The sequence below is a fragment of the Rhodoferax sp. RT4P68 genome (assembly GCF_056521305.1).
Window position 1 is genome coordinate 93001 of record NZ_JBWMBB010000013.1, and the last position, 19355, is coordinate 112355.

Consider the following 19355-nt stretch of genomic DNA (forward strand, 5'->3'; position numbering starts at 1 on the left):
TCGCATGCCTACAGCAGCACGTCCTTGGTCACGCCGTTGCGGGCCAGTTGCTGCTTGAGCTTGCGCAGCGCCTCGTTCTGGATCTGCCGCACGCGCTCGCGCGTCAGCCCGAGCCGCTCGCTCAAGGTATCCAGCGTCTCGGGCTCACGGTCGTGCAGGCCGAAGCGGCCGTCGAGCACCTCGCGCTCGCGGGCGGACAGCGCCGAGATCCAACTCTCCAGCAAGTGCTCGACCTCGTGCGCCTGCGTCACGATGGAGGGGTCTGGCGCCTGATCGTCGGTCAGGCTGTCGGCCAGCGTGCCGCCGTCCTCGGAACGGTCCATCGTGGCGTCCAGTGAACGTGGTGTCTCGGCCATGGCCAGCAGGTCGGCGACGTCCTGCACCTCGCGCCCGAGCAGCGCGGCGATGTCGTCCACCCGCACGCCCTCGGGCCGCATGGCGACGAAGGCCGCGTCGTTCTCCAGCGTGCGGCGGGCCCGCAGCACCTGTTGTAGTTCACGCACGACGTGCACCGGAAGGCGGATGACACGGCCCTGGTTCATGACGGCGCGCTCGACCGACTGGCGGATCCACCACGTGGCGTAGGTGGAGAAACGGAAGCCGCGCTCGGGCTCGAACTTGTCGATGGCGTGCATGAGGCCGAGGTTGCCCTCCTCGATCAAGTCGCTCAGGTGCACGCCGCGGCCCAGGTAGTTCTTGGCGATGCTGACCACCAGCCGCAGGTTGTGCTCGATCATGCTTTGGCGCGCCTCGAAATCGCCGGCGCGCGCGCGTGTGGCGGCCTCGAATTCTTCAGCTGGCGTGAACAGCGCCGTGCGCCGTACATCGCGCAGGTACATCGTGAGGATGTCGCTGGATTCGCTGTCTACTGCCACACCGTCGAGGAGGGCTTCACGTACAGCGCCGTCGTCCGATGGCGGCATGTCCTGCGGCGCGCCATCCGCTGCCGCACTCAACGCATCCTGCCGTAAGGTCAAGCTGGATGCGTTGCGCTTCTTCATGGCGCCGGGCGTGGTGGCAGGTACTTCATCGGATCGACAGGCTTGCCCTGGCGACGGATCTCGAAATGCAGTTTGACGCGATCGGCGTCGCTGTTGCCCATCTCGGCCACTTTCTGGCCTTTGCGCACCGTCTGGTCTTCCTTGACCAGCAAGGACTGGTTGTGCGCGTACGCCGTGAGATAGGTGTTGTTGTGCTTCAGGATGATCAGGTTGCCATAGCCGCGCAGGCCAGCGCCGGCGTAGACGACCTTGCCGTCGGCGGCGGCCAGCACGGCATCGCCGGACTTGCCGGCCAAGTCGACGCCCTTGTTGCGCGCCTCGTCGAAGCCGTTGATCATGGTGCCGGACGCCGGCCAGATGAACGCCATCTCGTCGTCGCCACCGGAGCTCGCCGGCGGGGCCGCCGGGGCCGCTGCCGGCGCTGCCGGAGCTGGCACCGAGGCCGCGACAGCCGGTGGTGCCATGGCCACGGTCGTGCTCGCCGGCTTGGAGGCGCTGGCCGCGCTCGCGGGTGCCAACGGTGCGGCGGACACACTGCTCGCCGGTGCCACGGGGCGCGACACGACGCCGGTTTCGGAGGCGGTTGCTGCAGGGCCCGCAGTGGCGAGCGCGACTGGCGGCACCACACGCAGCACCTGGCCGACTTCGATCAGATTGGGGTTGTCCATCGCGTTCCAGCGCGCGATGTCACGCCAGTTCTGCCCGCTGTCCAGGCCGATGCGGATCAAGGTGTCGCCCAGCTTGACCGTGTAGTAACCAGGCTTGCCGGCATTTGGGTCGGGCGGACGCGGCGTCTCCGCTGGCGTGCCCGCGGCCACCGCCGCCTCACCCGCGCTGGTGCCCAGGCTCTCGACCGGCGCGCCACGCACCGGAGCGCGGCTCGCACAGGCGCCCAACGCAAGCGCCATCCCCAGCGCCAGCGCCATGTGCAACTGCCGAACCTTCAACACACCCATAAACAAGCTCCGTTCAACCAACGCCAGATTTTAAAGGGACAAAATGAACGGCCTCGAGCATCTGCTGACGCAGGCCCTGGGGTGTCCGGTCGATCACGATGAGGGCCTGCTGACCGCCGACGCCGGCCACCGGCGCGACCAGGCGGCCACCCACGGCCAGCTGGTCCAGCCAGGCCTGCGGCACGGCCTCGCCACCCGCCGCCGCGATGATGGCCGCATAGGGCCCACCTTTGGCATAGCCCAGCATCCCGTCGCCGAACAACAGATGGACGTTGGGCAGACGAAACGGCCGCAGGTTCTCGCGCGCGCGCTCGTGCAGGCCGCGCAGGCGCTCGATGCTGTAGACCTCGCGCGCCAGCATGCCGAGCACGGCGGCCTGGTAACCGCAGCCGGTACCGATCTCGAGCACGCGCGCAGGCTTGGCCTGGCGCGACAGGTCTGCCGCCAGCAGCAGTTCACACATGCGCGCGACCACCGCGGGCTTGGAGATGGTCTGCCCCAGGCCGATCGGCAGACTGGTGTCTTCATAGGCCTGGTTGACGAGCGCACTGTCGACGAAGCGGTCACGCTCCACCGTGCCCATCGCCTGCAGCACGGCAGGCGAATGCACGCCTGTCGCAACCAGGCGGCGCACCATGCGCGCACGCATGGCGCTGAAGTCGGGTCGGACCGCAGTCGGTGCCGCTGCGGGGCCGGCTGAGGGCCGTGCCGCCACAACCCGCGGCTTGACCGGCGTGGCAACCATGCCGCGGTCCAGGCGCGCGGGGAAGGTGGGCCGGTCGGCCATCAGTGTGCCGAAGCGTGCGCGGCCGAGACGCCCGCCGCGACGTCGGCCCAGAGCGCCAACCGCGGGTGGTCCGTCAGATCGACCTGCAGCGGCGTGATGGCCACGTGGCCCTGCGCAGTGGCGTGGAAGTCCGTGCCCTCCGCGCCATCCTTGGCCGCGCCGGCGCCGCCGATCCAATACATCGTCTCGCCGCGCGGGCTGTCCATGGTGATCACGCGCTCGGCTGCATGCCGACGCCCGAGGCGACAGACCATCGCCGGCTTCAACTGCTCGAACGGCAGATTGGGAATGTTGACATTGAGCAGCCAGGGCGTGCCGTCGATGACGCGCTGGCGCATCAGTTGCTCCACCAGCGCGCGGGCGGTCGCTCCCGCGGCGTCGAGGTGCTGCCAGCCCTTTTCGGTCTGCGAGAAGGCGATGGCGGGCACGCCGAACAGGTAGGCCTCCATGGCCGCGCCGACGGTGCCTGAGTAGATGGTGTCGTCGCCCATGTTGGCGCCGTTGTTGATGCCCGAGACCACGAGGTCGGGCCGATACCCCAGCAGGCCCGTCAGCGCGATGTGCATGCAGTCCGCAGGCGTGCCATTGACATAGCGAAAGCCGTTGGAGGACTGGTGCACGTAGAGCGGCGCATGCAGCGTCAGGGCGTTGGACTTGGCGCTGTTGTTCTGCTCGGGGGCGATGACCTCGACCTCGGCCACGTCTTTCAGCGCCTCGTACAGCGCAGCCACCCCGGGCGCCTGGTAGCCGTCGTCGTTGCAGATCAGGATTTTCATGGTCTCGCTCGGAATGCGCGCATTGTAGGGGGGCACCTGCGCGCGCAACATGGTCACGACAGGGACATTCGACGGGACGTCGGAGGGGGCTCAGGTCCTATGATCCCGCCACATTTGCAGCTCACCAGAAGGAGACATCGATGCATGCTTGGCTATGTGAAAACCCCGTTGGCGTGGACGCGCTGACCTGGAAGGAACTGCCCACGCCGACCCCCGGTGCGGGCCAGGTGCTGGTCCGCATCCATGCCGCCAGCCTGAACTTTCCCGATCTGCTGATCGTGCAGAACAAGTACCAGAACAAGCCGGCACTGCCGTTCGTTCCCGGATCCGAATACGCCGGCGTGGTCGAGGCCGTGGGCGAAGGCGTGCACCACCTGACGGTGGGCCAGAACGTGGCCTGCCTGTCGGGCACCGGCGGCTTCGGCACTCACACGCTGGCCCCCGCGGCGCAGTGCATGCCGCTGCCGGCCAACTTCCCGCACGTGGATGCGGCGGCCTTCATCATGATCTACGCCACCTCGCACCACGCGCTGGTGGACCGGGCCCAGCTGAAGGCCGGCGAAACAGTGCTGGTGCTGGGTGCGGCCGGCGGCGTGGGCACCTCGGCGATCCAGATCGCCAAGGCCGTCGGGGCGCGCGTGATCGCCGCCGCATCGACCGACGAGAAATGCGCGTTGTGCCGCTCCATCGGCGCCGACGAGACCATCAACTACACGCGCGACAGCCTGCCCGGCGGCTTCCGCGATGCGATCAAGAAGCTCACCGACGGCAAGGGCCCCGACGTCATCTACGACCCGGTCGGCGGCGACTTTGCCGAGCCCGCCTTCCGCTCGATCGCCTGGCGCGGCCGCTACCTCGTGGTGGGCTTCGCGTCCGGCCCGATCCCAACGCTGCCGTTGAACCTGATGCTGCTCAAGGGCGCCTCGATCGTGGGCGTGTTCTGGGGCGGGTTTTCCAAGCAGGAGCCCAAGGCCAGCGCCGCCGCCATGGCCGAGCTGGCGCAGTGGTACGCGCAAGGCAAGATCAAGCCGGTGATCGACCGCACCATGCCCATGGCGGAACTCAAGGCTGCCTACGAGCGCATGGGTTCGCGCGGCGTGATGGGCAAACTGGTGCTCGTCAACCCGGCCTGATCAGGCGGTGCGCAGCCGCTGCAGAAAGGCATCAGGCCGCAGCGGGCGCGCGAACAGATAGCCCTGCGCGTAAGTGCACTGCAGGTGGCGCAGCCGCTGCGCGATGGTGTCGGTCTCCACACCTTCAGCCAGCACGTTCAAGCCCAGACTCTGGGCCAGCGAGATGATGCCGCGCACGATGGCGGCGTTGTCCGGGTCCTCGATCAGGTCGCAAACGAAAGACTGGTCGATCTTGATCTTGTCGAACTTGAAGCGGCGCAGGTAGGCCAGGCTGGAATAGCCCGTGCCGAAGTCGTCCATCGCCAGCTTGATGCCCAGTGCCTTCAAGCGGCGCAATGTGGCCATCACGGCGTCCCCGTCGTGCAGCAGTACCGACTCGGTCAGCTCCAGCTCCAGCCGGTCGGGCGCGATGCCCGAGGCCACCAGCGCCGCCTCCACCTGCTGCAGCACCACGCCGCGCTGGAACTGCCGCGCCGACAGGTTCACCGCCATCATCAGTTCGGGATAGCCCGCGTCGTGCCACTGGCGCAACTGCTGCGCCGCCGTCTTCAGCACCCAGCCGCCCAGGGCCTCGATCAGGCCGCAGTCCTCCGCAATGGGAATGAACAGCCCCGGTGGGATCGAGCCGCGCTCGGGGTCGTCCCAGCGGCACAGGGCCTCGGCACCCACGATGCGCCCGCTGGCCAGGTGGACCAGTGGCTGGTATTCCAGCCGCAGCCCTTCGGTCTCGATGGCGCGGCGCAGCGAGGCCTCGATCTGCAGCCGGTCAATCGCCGCCTCGTTCATCAGCGCGCTGGCGAACTGGTAGGCCGCGCGGCCGTTGCGTTTGGCCGCGAACATGGCGGCATCGGCGCGCCCGAACAAGGTGTCGAAATCGGTGCCGTCGCTGGGGAACATGGCAATGCCGGCCGAGATCGAGACGTTCACCGGCACGTCGCCCAGCACCACCGGCTGACCCACCACGTCCATCAGCTCGCGCACGGCATGGGCCGCCTCGGTCGTGCTGTGCACCCCCGGCAGCAGCAGCATGAACTCATCACCGCTGAGCCGGCCGATGATGGTGCGCTCGCGCGCCAGCGTGCCCAGACGGGCGCCAATTTCACGCAGCAGCTGGTCCCCAGCGCTGTGGCCCAGCGAATCGTTCAGGTTCTTGAAGTTGTCGACGTCGATCACCACCAGCGCCACACGGTCACCGTTGGCCGCGGCATGTTTGAGTGCCAGGCCCGCCTGCAGGCCGGCTTGCGCGCGGTTCGGCAGGCCGGTGATCACGTCCTTGCTCGACAGATAGGCGATCTTCTCTTCTGCAGCCTTGCGCGAGCTGAGGTCGGAGAACGCCGCCACGTAGTGCGTGATCTCGTCGGTCGCGCGCTGGCGCAGCGCCGACAGGCTGAGCCACTGCGGGTAGACCTCGCCGTTCTTGCGCCGGTTCCAGATCTCCCCGCTCCAGCGGCCCTGCTCGGCCAGCACGCTCCACATCTGCGCGTAGAACGCCTTGTCGTGCTGGCCCGAGGCCAGGAACTTCGGGTCACGGCCCAGCACTTCATCGGCCTGGTAACCGGTGATCTCGGTGAACGCGGCGTTCACCATGATGATGCGGTTGTCCGCCTCGCTGATGATGATGCCGTCGGTGCTCTGCTCCAGCACGCGCCCGGCCAGTTCGAGCTTGGTGGCGGCAATGCGCTGGTCGGTCACGTCGCGCCGCACCACCAACAGGTGCAGCCGCTGGCCACGGCGGCCGAAGGTCGGCACTCGGATCACGTCGTAATAGCGCAGGTTGCCTTGCCCGTCGTCGCTGGCCTCCTGCGCATGGGAGATGCGGCCGGATTGCCAGGTCGCCTCCTCGGTCAGCGCGCTGCTGTGGCGCAGGTCCATGCTGCCCGGCTCGGCGGCATCGGACACATCCAGGCTGAACTGGCCGTAGCGGGGCTGCTCGGTCAGTCCCAGCACGGCCCGGGCGGTGGGGTTGGCCAACAACCAGCGGCCCTCGCCGTCCTTCAGGTAGACCATGTCCGGCAGATGCCGGAACACCGAGCCCAGCAGCTTGTCGCGGTCACGCAGCAGGCGGTGCGAATCGGAATGCGCCGTGATGTCCAGGCCGATGCACCAACGCGGGCCGTCGGGGCCGCCCAGTGCCTCGATCGACGACCAGGCGATGCGGCGCTTGCCGGCCGATTTGCTGTCCAGCGTCCACTCCAGGTCGCGGAAGCTCGCCCCCTGCTGCAGATAGTCCGCCTCCTTGCGCGCGCGGTACAAGGGCTCCGGGTACAGCAGCTCCAGCGCACCGGGGTTGCCCACGATCTCCTCGGCGCTGTAGCCCGAGCAGCGTGCGCATTCCCGGTTCCAGTAGAGGATGGGCAGCGTCGCGCCGATATCCAGGCAGCACACCAGCACGGGCAGGGTCTCTAAAACCGCGATCAGGTCGGCCGGGACCCCCAGGTTGCCCTCCAATCGCAGTTTCGAGCCATGGCCCGCGAGGTGAAATGGCTCACCCATGGCGGTGCCACCCGCGGTGATGCTGGATGCGCGATGGAACCTCAGTGCTGCTGGACACGACTCTCTCCTGCTACGCCCGCCGCGCGGGTTGTCCGTCCGATTCGCTCAAACATCGAGCGACACGACGCCGGACCGTAGCACATCCGGACACCGATCGCGCGCCATGCAGGCGACAGTGACGCCACCGAAGCGCCCTTCCAGGACTACGTGCGGCCGGTCGACTCGCAGGCCGTCAGCGCGTTGGCCAGCCTGCCGGACGGGCTGCGCGCGGTCCATCGCATCAGCCTTCCGTACCTGCTGGCCTGCACCGCATCGGCCGCGCGGCTGCGGCTAGGCCGAGCACGTCCGCGAACGGCCAAGAAAAAAGCCCCTGGGTCGTGACCGACTCAGGGGCTCTCAAAAACGTTGGGGTGGCTGATGGGGCTCGAACCCACGACAACAGGAATCACAATCCTGGACTCTACCAACTGAGCTACAGCCACCGCGAAGCCGCAGATTATAGCGCGGTGATCAGCGTGTGGCGTTCGGCAGCGCAAGATCGCTCATGGGGCCGGGGGCTGCGACATCGATCCGCACCTTCAGGCGCTCCTTGAGCAGGTTGTAGTACGCCAAACTTTCGGCGGCGCCCCAGGCCTGGGCGTATTGCTGGCGGGCCTGGGTCTGCATCGCAGCGTCCATCGGCTTGGACGGGGCAACCTTTTCCACGCGCACGACCGCGTAGCCGGCATCACCCAACTCGACACCCATGGTTGCGGGCAGCGCGGCCGGGTCGGCACGCAAGGCAGCGTCCACGACCTGACGCGGCATCTGGCGCGCATCCTCACGCGACACCGTCACTGCCGCCGGCAAGCCTGCAGGGGTCGCCTGGCCCTTCCACTCGGCCAGCTTGGCCTCGCCCTGCTTCTTGGCCAGCTCGGCCGCGCGCTGTGACAGCCACTGCGTCTTCACGCGGTCGCGCACTTCATCGAAGGCCAGCGTGCGGGCCGGCATGTGCTCGACGACGCGCGCCGACACCAGCTGGCTCGTGCCGGTTTCCGTGGCCTCGGTGTTGCGCTTCTTCTGCGTGGCATCGGCCGAGAAGACGGCGGTCAGCAGCCGGTCGTTGGCCAGCGGGCCGGTGGCGCCCGGGGCGGGGGTCGGCGTCACGGTCGCGGTCTGGACCTGCAGCTTGAGCTTCTCTGCTGCCGGCTGCAGGCTGTCCGACTGCTCGTACACGGTGTTGGTGAAGGTCTCGGCCGCTTCGGCGAAGCCGCGTTGCGCCTGCTGCGTGCGCAGATCGGCCTCGAGTTGCGGGCGCATCTCGGCAAAGGTGGGCACCTTGGGCGTGCGCACATCGGTCAGCTGGATGATGTGGTAGCCGAAGTCGGATTCCACAACGTCGCTGATATCGCCCTTCTTCATGGCGTAGGCCGCATCTTCGAACGGCTTGACCATGGCGCCGCGTGCGAAGAAATCCAGGTCGCCGCCGTTGGCGGCCGAACCCGTGTCCTGGGAATTCTTGCGGGCCACCTCGGCAAAACTCGCCGGCGCCTTGCGGACCTCGGCCAGCAGTTGCTCGGCCTGGGCCTTGGCCTTCGCGCGTTCCTCGGCCGAAGCCGTCTTGGCCGCATTGATCAGGATGTGGCTGGCGCGGCGCTCTTCCTGGCCGGCCGCGCGTGCGCTGTTCTGCTCGTAGTAGGTCTTCAGGTCCTGCTCGTTGATCGCCATGTTCTTCTTCACGGCGTCCAGGTCCAGCACCAGGTATTCGATCTTGGCCTGCTCGGGCGATGTGAATTGCGCCTTGTGGCCCTCATACCAGGTCTGCAGCTCGGCGTCGGTGGGCGCCAGGCCGGCGGCGAAATCGCCGGCGTTGAAACGCGCCACGCGAATCTCGCGTTGCTGGAAGAACGCGTCGAACGTGGCATCGGCCGCCGCAGCCGCACCGAACGACGACTCGCCCACACCCGCCAGCACTTGGCGCGTGGACAGCTGCCGGCGCACGTTGGCCTCGAACATCTCGGGCGTCATGCCCTGCGCGCCCACCAACATGCGGTAGCGCTCGACGTCCAGCGTGCCATCGGCATTGCGCAGGGCGGCGATGTTCGGGTCTTCCTGCAACGTGCGGGCCAGGCGGCCATCGGTCGTCACCAGCTTGCTGTCGTCTGCGGCAACGGCCAGCACGCGGTCACGCACCAGCTTTTCCAGCGTGGCGTATTTGGCCTGCGGCGAGTCGAGCAGCCGCGGGTCGATGCCGGGCGTGGACGCCAGGATGCGCTGCACCTCGTTGCCGTGGGCGGCGTCCCACTCGGCCTGCTTGATCTCGGTGCCCGCCACGCGGGCCACCACGCCACCGCCCTCGTTCATGGAATTGGAGTAGCCCTCCAACCCGAACAGCACGAACGACGGGATGATCAACAGGAACAGCACGCCCATCATGATCTTGGTGTGCTTGCGGACGAAATCAAACATGGGGCGCTCTCGCGAAAAAGAAAAGGCGAACAGTCGTTCGCCTTGATCTGGATGGGGGTGGTGGGTGCTGACGGGCTCGAACCGCCGACCTACGCCGTGTAAAGGCGCCGCTCTACCAACTGAGCTAAGCACCCCACCTGCATCGGTGTCAGTTCAACGCATCTTTCAATGCCTTGCCTGGACGGAACTTGGGGACCTTGGCGGCCTTGATCTTAATCGCAGCGCCAGTGCGCGGATTGCGGCCGGTCCGCGCCGCACGTTTGCCCACCGCAAAGGTACCGAAACCGACCAACGACACCGTCCCGCCTTTTTTCAAGGTTTTCTTCACCGCCTCGATCGTGGACTCCAGCGCGCGCGTCGCAGCAGCCTTGGAGATGTCGGCGTTGTTGGCAATGTGTTCGATGAGTTCGGTCTTGTTCACGAAAGGGTCCCTCGCATGGAGTGTGCTGTCAGCTTGACAAGGAGTGTCTCCGCGGCTCGCGGCCAGGCGGCGCGCAAGGGGCGAGGGGGGCGGAAACGTATTGTTGCGGTGCCATCTGCAAGATGCCGGAGCCTGTTCCAAAAGGCGCGGCAGGCTCGTCCGTCGGGCGGCGCGGAGGCGGATTCTAGACGCAATCGAGAGGGCGGCGCTTGACGTAGACCCGGGCTTGGCAAGGCCAACGGATGCGTGCGCGACAGCCCTCCGACTGCCGTCAAAGGGCCTCGACGATGGCCCGACCGAGATCGCTGGTGGATGCCTTGCCGCCGATATCCGGCGTGCGCGGCGCGCCACTGCCGGGCGCCAGCACGGTCTCGATGGCCTTGAGCACGGCATCGTGTGCGTCCTTGCGGCCCAGGAACTCCAGCATCATCGCGCCGCACCAGATCTGGCCGATGGGGTTGGCGATGCCCTGCCCCGCGATGTCCGGCGCCGACCCGTGCACCGGCTCGAACAGCGAGGGCGTGGTGCGCTCCGGGTTCAGGTTGGCGCTGGGCGCAATGCCGATGGTGCCGGTGCAGGCCGGCCCCAAATCGGACAGGATGTCGCCGAACAGGTTGGACGCCACGACCACATCAAAGAAGTCGGGCCGCTGCACGAAGTGCGCGGTGAGGATGTCGATATGGAACTTGTCCAGCTTGACGCCCGGGTAGGCCTTGGCCATCTCGGCCACGCGCTCGTCCCAGTACGGCATGGTGATGGCAATGCCGTTGGACTTGGTAGCGCTGGTCAGGTGCTTCTTGGGGCGCGACTGCGCGAGCTCGAACGCGAACTTGAGCACGCGGTCGACGCCGATGCGCGACATCACCGTCTCCTGCATGACGATCTCGCGCGACGTGCCTTCGTACATGCGGCCACCGATGCTGGAGTATTCGCCCTCAGTGTTCTCGCGCACGATGTACATGTCGATCTCGCCGGGCGCGCGGGCGCTGCCGTCGCGCCGCACCACGGGCGCGATGATGCCGGGCATCAGCCGCGCCGGGCGCAGGTTGATGTACTGGTCGAATTCGCGGCGAAACAGGAGCAGCGAGCCCCACAGCGACACGTGGTCGGCGATCTTCTCGGGCCAGCCGACGGCGCCGAAGTAGATGGCGTCATGGCCACCGATCTGGTCCTTCCAATCGTCCGGCAGCATCTTGCCGTGCTTCTCGCAGTAGTCCCAGCTGGAGAAGTCGAAGTGGTCGAACTGCAGGTCCATGCCGAAGCGGCTGGCCGCCGCCTCCATCACGCGGATGCCCTCGGGCATGGTTTCCTTGCCGATGCCGTCTCCGGCGATGACCGCGATGCGTTGCTTGCTCATGGTGTGCTCCTTGTGTTGGTGGGCGCGCGCACGACCAGCGCGACGCCGAAGGCCGTCAGCGCCGTGCCGGCCAGGGTGAAAACAGTGATGGGTTCGGCAAACAGCGCCCAGGCCATGAGGGCCGTGGTCGGCGGCACCAGATACAAGAGGCTGGTGACCTTGGTCGCCGCGCCGCGCTGGATCAGGATGTACAGCAGCGAGCTGCCGCCCAGCGTGAGGACCAGCACCGACCAGGCCATGGCGCCGATGAAATCAGGGGTGAACTGGATCGCCTCGGTCTCCAGCAAGAGCGCCAGCGGCAGCACCACCAGCAGAGCCGCGATGTTCTGCACGCAGTTGGCGGTCGGCACTGCGCAGGGCTGCAGGTAGCGCTTCTGGTAGAGCGTGCCGATGGTCATGCTGACCAGTGCCAGCAGCGCCAGCGCCAGGTTCGCGCCGCTGACTTCGCCCAGGCCCAGCTTCTGCCACACCACCAGCGCCAGCCCGCCGAAGCCCAGGGCCAGCCCCAACCATTGCCGGGCCGCGACCTCGCCACCTCGCGAAGAGATCCAGATAGCAGTCAGCACCGGCTGCAGCCCGACCAGCAAGGCGGCCAGCCCGGCGCCCATGCCCAGCTTGACAGCAGCCCAAACACCGCCGAGATAGCCCGCGTGCATGAAGACACCGGTCACCATCAGGTGCGCCCACTGCCGCCCGCCGCGCGGCCAGACCGCACGCGCCAATTGCGCCCAAAGCCCAAAGCACAGCACGGCCAGTGCGAAGCGCATGGCCAGGAATTTGAGTGGCGGCGCGTGCGGCATGCCGTAGCGCGCGACGATGAAGCCGGTGCTCCAGATCAGCACGAACACCACCGGCATGGCACGCACCCAGCCGCTGGGCTGGTTCACGTCCAAGCCTTCCGATGGCAGGCGCTCATTTGGCGCGTGCCCGGATCTCGGGGATGGCCTTCTGCAGGTAATAGACCATGGACCAGACCGTCAGCACGGCGGCAATCCAGATCAGCCAGACGCCCCACAGATGGGTGTCGATGACCTCGAACACGACGCCGTCATACAGCAGGAACGGAATGGCCACCATCTGCATGACGGTCTTGAGCTTGCCGATCATGTGCACGGCCACGCTGCGCGAAGCGCCGATCTGCGCCATCCACTCGCGCAGGGCCGAGATGGCAATCTCGCGGCCGATGATGATCAGCGCCACGAACACATCGGCCCGGTTCAGGTGCACCAGCACCAGCAGGCTGGCGCAGACCAGGAACTTGTCGGCCACCGGGTCGAGGAACGCGCCGAAGGCCGAGGTCTGGTTCAGCTTGCGGGCGAGGTATCCATCCAGCCAATCGGTGGCGGCGAACACGACGAACATGACCGTGGCCAGCAGGTTGGCCGTGGCCGGGTCCATGGGCAGATAGAACACCCCGATGATCAATGGGATCGCCACGATGCGCGTCCACGTCATGATGGTGGGGATGGTCCAGAACATGGCGACGATTGTGTCATGCGCTACTTGACCGCCCGCCGGCGCACCGGGCTTCAATGCAACGCGCGGTAGATGCGTTCCGCCAGTTCATGTGAGACGCCTTCGACGGTGGCGATGTCCTCCACGCTGGCCGCCGCCACGCCCCGGATGCCGCCAAAGCGCTGCAGCAACCGTGCCCGGCGCTTGGGGCCAATGCCGGGGATCTCTTCGATCTTGCTGCCGCCCACCCGCACCTTGGCACGCGCCGCGCGCATGCCGGTGATGGCGAAGCGGTGCGCCTCGTCGCGGATCTGGGCCACCAGCATCAACGCGGCCGAATCGCGCGCCAGCGTGGCCTTGTGGCGGCCATCGGCAAACACCAGCTCTTCCAGCCCCACCTTGCGGCCCTCGCCTTTCTCCACGCCCACGATCAGGCCCAGATCCAGCCCCAGCGCGGTGAACACCTCGCGCGCCATGCTGACCTGGCCCTTGCCGCCATCGACCAGCACCAGGTCGGGCAAGCGGGCGGTAGCGGTCACGGGCGTCGGCGCCACCGCATCGGGCAGCAGCTGCGCCTCGGCCGGCTTGGCACCAGTCGCTTCGGCGACCGCCGGCATGGCCGCCGCATCGGTTGCCACAGCGGCCGCCTCGTTCGATCCGGCCTCTTCGGTGCCGACTGCGGCCTCGGCGGGGGCCGCGTCGCCGGCACCGCCGGCGCCGTCCAACTCCCCGGCCAGCGGCACCTGGGCAAACTTCGCATAGCGCCGCGTCAGCACCTGGCGCATCGCCGCGTAGTCGTCACCCGGCGTGATGCCTTCGATCTTGAAGCGCCGGTATTCCGAGCTCTGCATCTTGTGGTGGTGGAACACCACGCACGAGGCCTGGGTCGATTCGCCCGCCGTGTGCGAGATGTCGAAGCACTCGATGCGGAACTGGTCCAGGTCGTCTGGCGCCAGGTCCAGCGCGTCGACCAGCGCACGCGTGCGCGCCTGCTGCGAGCCCTCTTCGGCCAGCAGCCGGGCCAGCTGCAGCGCGGCGTTTTTCTCGGCCATCTCCAGCCACTGGCGGCGCTGCTCGCGCGGGTTGTGCACAGCTGCCCGGCGTTGGCCGGCCTGGGAAGACAGGGCGTCCATCAGCTCTTTGGACACCGGCTCGCTGGTGATGAGCGCTGCCGGCACGGGCACGTCGATGTAGTGCTGTGCGATGAACGCTTCGAGTACCTGCACCTCGACCGGCTGCGCGGCGCCCTCAACCTCGGCGGCCTGCAGCGCCACAGCGTCTTCCACATGGCTGGGAAAGTAAGGCCGGTCGCCCAGGTGCCGGCCGCCACGCACCATCGCCAGGTTCACGCAGGCGCGCCCGCCGTGCACCTTGACGGCCAGGATGTCGACGTCTTTGTCCGACCCCGTCTCCATCGACTGCTGGTGCAACACGCGCGACAGCGCACCCATCTGGTTGCGCAGCTCGGCCGCCTGCTCGAATTCGAGCTTCTCGGCGTGCGCCATCATGCGTTGCTCCAACGCCTGCAGCACTTCCTGCGTTTCGCCATCGAGAAAGCGCTCGGCATTGCGCACGTCCTGCGCGTAGTCGGCCGGCGCGATGCTGTGCACGCAGGGCGCCGAGCACCGCTTGATCTGGTAGAGCAGGCATGGCCGCGTGCGGTTGGCGAACACCGTGTCTTCGCAGGTGCGCAGGCGAAACACCTTTTGCAGCAACAGGATCGATTCCTTGACTGCCCAGGCGCTGGGGAAGGGGCCGAAGTAGCGGTGCTTCTTGTCGACCGCGCCGCGGTAGTAGGCCACGCGCGGAAAGTCCGACGGTGCGGTCTGCCGTGAGGTCGACAGCTCGGTCGGCCCGGCCGCCGTGATCTTCAGATAGGGGTAGCTCTTGTCGTCCCGGAACAGGATGTTGAACTTGGGCCCGAGCGTCTTGATGAGGTTGTTTTCCAGCAGCAGCGCCTCGGCCTCGGAGCGCACCACCGTCGTCTCCATGCGCGCGATGCTGCCCACCATGTGGCCGATGCGCGTGCCGCCATGGGTCTTCTGGAAGTAGCTGGAGACACGCTTCTTGAGGTCGCGCGCCTTGCCCACATACAAGAGCACGCCAGCGGCGTCGAAATAGCGGTAGACGCCCGGCAGCGCAGGCAGCGCTGCCACCTGGGCCAGGAGTTCGTCGGAATGCGCACGGGACATCGGCCTATTGTGGCGACCTCACGCCCGGGGCCGGCCGGGGCGTCTGCGGCACCCCGGCGTCAAGCAGCTGACCGGCGCCCGTGGGCCGACCGGCTCGCCTCTTATTCCGCCTCGATCTTCGCGCTCTTGACCACCGTGGCCCAGTTCGCAAGGTCAGCCTTGACCCGCTCGCCCAGCGCCGCCGGCCCCTGGTAGTCGGCCGTAGCGCCCTGCTCCTGCGCCTTCTTGCGGAACGCCGCACTCTCGACCACGCCGCGCGCATCCGTCGCCAGCTTGTCGACGATGGCCTTGGGCACGCCGGCCGGCGCGAACAGCGCGAACCACGACGTCGCGTTCACGCCGGGGTAGCCGGCCTCGGCCGTGGTCGGTGCGTCGGGCAGGCTGGGCAAACGCTCTTTGCCGGTGACGGCCAGCACGCGCAGTTTGCCGGCCTGGATGTGCGGCATGAACGGCGGCGCCGTGCCGAAGGTCAGGTCGACCTGGCCGCCCAGCAGGTCCTGCAGCGCCGGGCCCGTGCCCTTGTACGGCACGTGGATCATCTTGATGCCGCCCTGCTGCTCCAGCATGGCGCCGGTCACATGCTGCAACGAGCCGTTGCCCGACGAGGCGTAGTTCAGCTTGCCGGGGTTGGCGCGGGCGTAGGCGATCAGCTCGGGCAGCGTCTTGACCGGCAGGCTGTCGCGCACGACGATGATCTGCGGCGCCGAGATCACATTGGCCACGGGTTGGAAGTCGCCCTGCTCCCACTGCTTCACATTCGTGAGGTGGGGCGAGATCACGTGGTAGCCCGAGTACTGCAGCAGCAGCGTGTAGCCGTCCGCCGCCGCACGCTTGACGATGCTGGCCGCGATGGCGCCGTTGGCGCCGCCCTTGTTGTCCACCACCATGGACTGGCCGAGCACCGGGCCGAGGGCCTGGGCCAGCATGCGGGCCGACAGGTCGGTCGTGCCGCCAGTGGCCGTGGGCACAACGAGCGTGACGGGCCGGTTCGGATAGTCCTGCGCCAGGGCCGGCGCGGCGATGGTGGCGGCCGCGGCGGCCAGAGCGATGAAATGCCTGCGAGCGAGTTGCATGGATCGGTGTCTCCTGAAATGAATGAAAAAAACTCAATCGACCTGGGCGCCGGTCTCTTTGACCACGCGTGCCCACTTGGGTAGGTCGGACTGCACCAGCGCAGCCAGTTGCGCGCCCGTGCCCTTGAACGGCTCGCAGCCCACCACCGCCAGCTTGTCGACCGTTTCCTTCTGGTCCAGCGCGGCCGCCACGGCCGCTTGCAGCCGCGCGACGATGGGCGCCGGGGTGCCAGCGGGTGCAAACATGGCATACCACGGCGCCTGGCCGAAGCCCTTGAGCGTCTCGCCAATGGTGGGCACGTCCGGCAGCGCGGCAACGCGCTTCTCGTTCACCACGCCCAGCACCTTGAGCTTGCCGCTCTTCACCAGGCCGATGACCGAGGGCAGGCTTTGCACGGACAGCGGCACCTGCCCGCCGGCCACGTCCGCTGCGGCCTGCGCCGAGCCCTTGTACGGCACATGCTGCAACTGGATGCCGGCGGACTTCTGCAGCATCTCGCCGATCAAATGGTTCAGCGTGCCGTTGCCGGCCGAGGCATAGGTGTATTTGCCGGGCGCGGCCTTGGCCAGTGCCACCAGCTCGGCGACGTTGTTGGCCGGGAAGGCCGGATTGGCCACCAGCGTGTAGCCGGCGGTGGCAATCGGCGCGATGGGTGTGAAGTCTTTGACCGGGTCGAAGCCAGGCGTCTTGTACAGCGCCGGGCCGATGACGTGCGCGCTGTCGGCCGTGACCAGCAGCGTGTAGCCGTCGGGCTTGGCGCGCGCGGCGTTGGCCGTGGCCAGCGTGCCGCCGGCGCCGGGCCGGTTGTCGACCACCACGCTCTGGCCCAGTTGCTCGGACAGGCGCTGTGCCAGCACGCGGGCAATCGCGTCGTTGGCGCCGCCTGCGGCCTGCGGCACGACGAGCGTGATGGGCTTGTTGGGATAGGCGTCCTGCGCGTGCGCGGCCAGTGCGCTGGCGGCCAGGCCCAGCAGCAGCGTGCGGCGGGCGATGCGGTTCAACTTCATCTGCTGTCTCCTTGGATGGTGAAAGGTTCAGGCCCGCGCCAGCGCCCGTGCGCGGGTGGCCTCGAAATCGGCGGGTACCGGGTGCAGGTCCAGCCGGCGGCCGGCCTTGACGATCTGGCCCGGCAGCTCGTGGCCGATCAGCGCCGGCAGGCGCGCAGCGGCGGCCAGCAGCTGCGCCAGGTCGACGCCAGTGTCATAGCCCATCAGTCCGAGCGCGTGCACGATCTCTTCGCTGCAGACATTGCCTGACGCGCCGGGCGCATAGGGGCAGCCACCCAGGCCGCCCAGCGAGGTGTCGTAGCAGTCCACGCCGGCGGCGATGCCGGCCAGCACGTTGGCCAGGCCCATGCCCCTGGTGTTGTGGAAGTGCAGCGTGAACAGCATGCCCGGCCAGCGTGCCCGCGCGGCCGCCGCCAGCGGCAGCACCTGCGACGGATATGCCATGCCGGTGGTGTCGCACAGCGTGATGCCGGCCACGCCCAGATCGGCGAAGCGCTGCACCCATCCGAACACGGCATCCAGCGCCACATCGCCCTCCATCGGGCAGCCGAACACGCAGGACAGCGAAACATTGACCGGCACCCCGGCCGCCTGCGCCGTGGAGATGACCTGGGCCAGGCCGGCAAACGACTGTTCCTGCGTCATGCGCAGGTTGGCCAGGTTGTGCGTGGCGCTGGCCGACATGACCAGGTTCAGCTCGTCGGTGCGGGCCTCGATGGCGCGCTCGGCCCCGCGCACGTTGGGCACGAGCGCGGTGTAGACGACGCCCGGCGTGCGCGCAATCTCACGCATCACGATCTCGGCGTCACGCAGCGCCGGGATGGCACTGGGCGAGACGAAGGAGGTGACCTCGATCTTGGCCAGGCCGGCGGCCGACAGCGCATTGACCAGCGCGATCTTGTCCTCGGTCGGCACGAACGCCTGCTCCATCTGCAAGCCGTCGCGCATGCCGACCTCCTGCATGTGGATGCGGCGGCCGGCGCCTTGCCAGATGTCGTCTGCACTCATGCGATCACTCCTTTGGCGCGCAACAGCGCGATCTGTTGGGGATTCAGGCCGGCTTCTGCGAGCACGGCATCGGTGTCGTCCCCCAGGCGCGGTGCGCTGCTGCGCACGCTGCCGGGCGTGGCCGAGAGCTTGGGCACGATGCCGGGCACTTGCAGCTGGTGGCCGTCGCGCGTGGTCTGCTGGAGCAGCATGTCGCGGGCGCGGTAGTGCGGGTCTTGCGCAATGTCGCGCGCCGTGTAGACCTTGCCGGCCGGCACGCGGGCAGTGCCCAGGGCGTCCTGCACCTGTTGCACGGTGCGCGGGGCAGCCCAGGCGGCGATGGCGGCGTCGATCTCGGCCACGCGGGCCACACGGCCGGCATTGACAGCCAGGTCCGGCGCATTGGCCAGGTCGTCGCGGCCGATGGCGGCCATCAGGCGTTTGAAGATGCTGTCGCCATTGCCAGCCACCAGCACCCACCCGTCGCTGCAGGCGTAGGCGTTGCTGGGGGCAATGCCGGGCAAGGCGCTGCCCGCCGCCTCGCGCACGGCACCGAAGGCGCTGTACTCGGGGATCAGGCTTTCCATGCAGTTGAAGACCGCCTCGTGCAGCGCCACGTCGATGACCTGGCCCTGCCCGCCGTTGACCTTGCGGTGGTAGAGGGCCGTCAGCACGCCGATGGCGCCGTGCAGCGCGGCCAGGGTGTCGCCGATCGAGATGCCGCAGCGCACCGGCACGCGCCCGGGCTCGCCCGTCAGGTGGCGCAGGCCGCCCATGGCCTCGCCGACCACGCCAAAGCCCGGCAGGTCGCGGTAGGGGCCGGTCTGGCCGTAGCCGGAGATGCGCAGCAGCACCAGGCCGGGGTTCAGCGCGTGCAGTTCGTCGGGCGACATGCCCCAGCCCTCGAGCGTGCCGGGGCGGAAGTTCTCGATCAGCACATCGGCCTGGGCAATGAGCTTGCGCGCGATGTCCTGGCCTTCGCGCTGGCGCAGGTCCAGCGCCAGGGAGCGCTTGTTGCGTGACTGCACCTGCCACCAGACCGACGTGCCGTCCTGCAGCATGCGCCAATTGCGCAGCGGGTCGCCGCCGCCGGGGGCCTCGATCTTGATGACGTCGGCGCCGAACTCAGCCAGCGTCTTGCCACAAAAGGGGCCGGCGATCAGTTGGCCCATCTCCACCACGCGTACGCCGGCCAGGGCCATGGGCGTCATGCGGGTCGTTGTCTCCATCGTCATGCAAGTCTCCGTGTCGTGACCGGGGCGCATCAT

At 68.0% G+C, this 19355-nt stretch carries 16 protein-coding genes and 2 tRNA genes; 1 reads left to right on the forward strand and 17 read right to left on the reverse strand.

Annotated features, from left to right (window positions below; translation table 11 throughout):
* Window positions 1-8 precede the first annotated feature (8 nt).
* From rpoS to surE, 4 genes are read right to left on the reverse strand one after another with little or no spacing between them, the layout of a single operon-like run.
* Window positions 9-1001 (reverse strand): RNA polymerase sigma factor RpoS, encoded by a 993-nt coding sequence (gene rpoS / locus AC099J_RS24360; protein ID WP_479617881.1) that lies wholly within the window; start codon window positions 999-1001, stop codon window positions 9-11.
* Window positions 998-1957 (reverse strand): peptidoglycan DD-metalloendopeptidase family protein, encoded by a 960-nt coding sequence (locus tag AC099J_RS24365; protein ID WP_479617882.1) that lies wholly within the window; start codon window positions 1955-1957, stop codon window positions 998-1000. Before AC099J_RS24365 ends, rpoS begins: the two co-directional genes overlap by 4 nt.
* Before the next feature lie 13 nt (window positions 1958-1970).
* On the reverse strand, window positions 1971-2744 hold the full coding sequence (locus AC099J_RS24370; protein WP_479617883.1) for a protein-L-isoaspartate(D-aspartate) O-methyltransferase: 774 nt from the start codon (window positions 2742-2744) through the stop codon (window positions 1971-1973).
* The gene (surE, locus tag AC099J_RS24375; RefSeq protein ID WP_479617884.1) at window positions 2744-3520 is read right to left on the reverse strand and encodes a 5'/3'-nucleotidase SurE; all 777 of its coding nucleotides are present in this window, start codon (window positions 3518-3520) and stop codon (window positions 2744-2746) included. The genes AC099J_RS24370 and surE overlap by 1 nt, the downstream gene beginning before the upstream one ends.
* 140 nt (window positions 3521-3660) lie before the next feature.
* Here surE and AC099J_RS24380 point away from each other — a divergent pair, with 140 nt between their 5' ends.
* Window positions 3661-4653 (forward strand): NADPH:quinone oxidoreductase family protein, encoded by a 993-nt coding sequence (locus AC099J_RS24380; RefSeq protein ID WP_479617885.1) that lies wholly within the window; start codon window positions 3661-3663, stop codon window positions 4651-4653.
* Here the strand turns inward: AC099J_RS24380 and AC099J_RS24385 are convergent, their stop codons facing one another.
* The 13 genes from AC099J_RS24385 to AC099J_RS24445 form a co-directional block, all read right to left on the reverse strand.
* The gene (locus AC099J_RS24385) at window positions 4654-7146 is read right to left on the reverse strand and encodes an EAL domain-containing protein (RefSeq protein ID WP_479617886.1); all 2493 of its coding nucleotides are present in this window, start codon (window positions 7144-7146) and stop codon (window positions 4654-4656) included.
* 406 nt (window positions 7147-7552) lie between these two features.
* Window positions 7553-7628, reverse strand: a tRNA-His gene (locus tag AC099J_RS24390).
* A 28-nt stretch (window positions 7629-7656) separates the two neighbouring features.
* Window positions 7657-9594 carry a SurA N-terminal domain-containing protein gene (locus tag AC099J_RS24395; RefSeq protein ID WP_479617887.1) on the reverse strand — a complete coding sequence of 646 codons (1938 nt, stop codon included), beginning with the start codon at window positions 9592-9594 and terminating at the stop codon, window positions 7657-7659.
* A gap of 58 nt (window positions 9595-9652) precedes the next feature.
* A tRNA-Val gene (locus AC099J_RS24400) sits at window positions 9653-9728 on the reverse strand.
* 14 nt (window positions 9729-9742) lie between these two features.
* Entirely contained in the window at window positions 9743-10015 is a 273-nt protein-coding gene (locus AC099J_RS24405; protein ID WP_056672701.1) for an HU family DNA-binding protein, read from the reverse strand.
* 271 nt (window positions 10016-10286) lie between these two features.
* Window positions 10287-11372 carry a tartrate dehydrogenase gene (locus tag AC099J_RS24410; protein ID WP_479617888.1) on the reverse strand — a complete coding sequence of 362 codons (1086 nt, stop codon included), beginning with the start codon at window positions 11370-11372 and terminating at the stop codon, window positions 10287-10289.
* Complete coding sequence (locus tag AC099J_RS24415; RefSeq protein ID WP_479618005.1) at window positions 11369-12229, reverse strand: DMT family transporter; 861 nt, start codon at window positions 12227-12229, stop codon at window positions 11369-11371. Before AC099J_RS24415 ends, AC099J_RS24410 begins: the two co-directional genes overlap by 4 nt.
* Window positions 12230-12284: 55 nt before the next feature.
* Complete coding sequence (pgsA, locus tag AC099J_RS24420) at window positions 12285-12851, reverse strand: CDP-diacylglycerol--glycerol-3-phosphate 3-phosphatidyltransferase (RefSeq protein ID WP_479617889.1); 567 nt, start codon at window positions 12849-12851, stop codon at window positions 12285-12287.
* A 50-nt stretch (window positions 12852-12901) separates the two neighbouring features.
* Entirely contained in the window at window positions 12902-15019 is a 2118-nt protein-coding gene (uvrC, locus tag AC099J_RS24425; protein ID WP_479617890.1) for an excinuclease ABC subunit UvrC, read from the reverse strand.
* A 101-nt stretch (window positions 15020-15120) separates the two neighbouring features.
* A complete protein-coding gene (locus AC099J_RS24430; RefSeq protein WP_479617891.1) occupies window positions 15121-16092 on the reverse strand; it encodes a Bug family tripartite tricarboxylate transporter substrate binding protein in 972 nt (323 codons plus the stop codon).
* A 33-nt stretch (window positions 16093-16125) separates the two neighbouring features.
* The gene (locus AC099J_RS24435; protein WP_479617892.1) at window positions 16126-17100 is read right to left on the reverse strand and encodes a Bug family tripartite tricarboxylate transporter substrate binding protein; all 975 of its coding nucleotides are present in this window, start codon (window positions 17098-17100) and stop codon (window positions 16126-16128) included.
* A gap of 27 nt (window positions 17101-17127) precedes the next feature.
* On the reverse strand, window positions 17128-18108 hold the full coding sequence (locus AC099J_RS24440) for a hydroxymethylglutaryl-CoA lyase (RefSeq protein ID WP_479617893.1): 981 nt from the start codon (window positions 18106-18108) through the stop codon (window positions 17128-17130).
* Window positions 18105-19316 (reverse strand): CaiB/BaiF CoA transferase family protein, encoded by a 1212-nt coding sequence (locus AC099J_RS24445; RefSeq protein WP_479618006.1) that lies wholly within the window; start codon window positions 19314-19316, stop codon window positions 18105-18107. Before AC099J_RS24445 ends, AC099J_RS24440 begins: the two co-directional genes overlap by 4 nt.
* Between the last annotated feature and the right edge of the window lie 39 nt (window positions 19317-19355).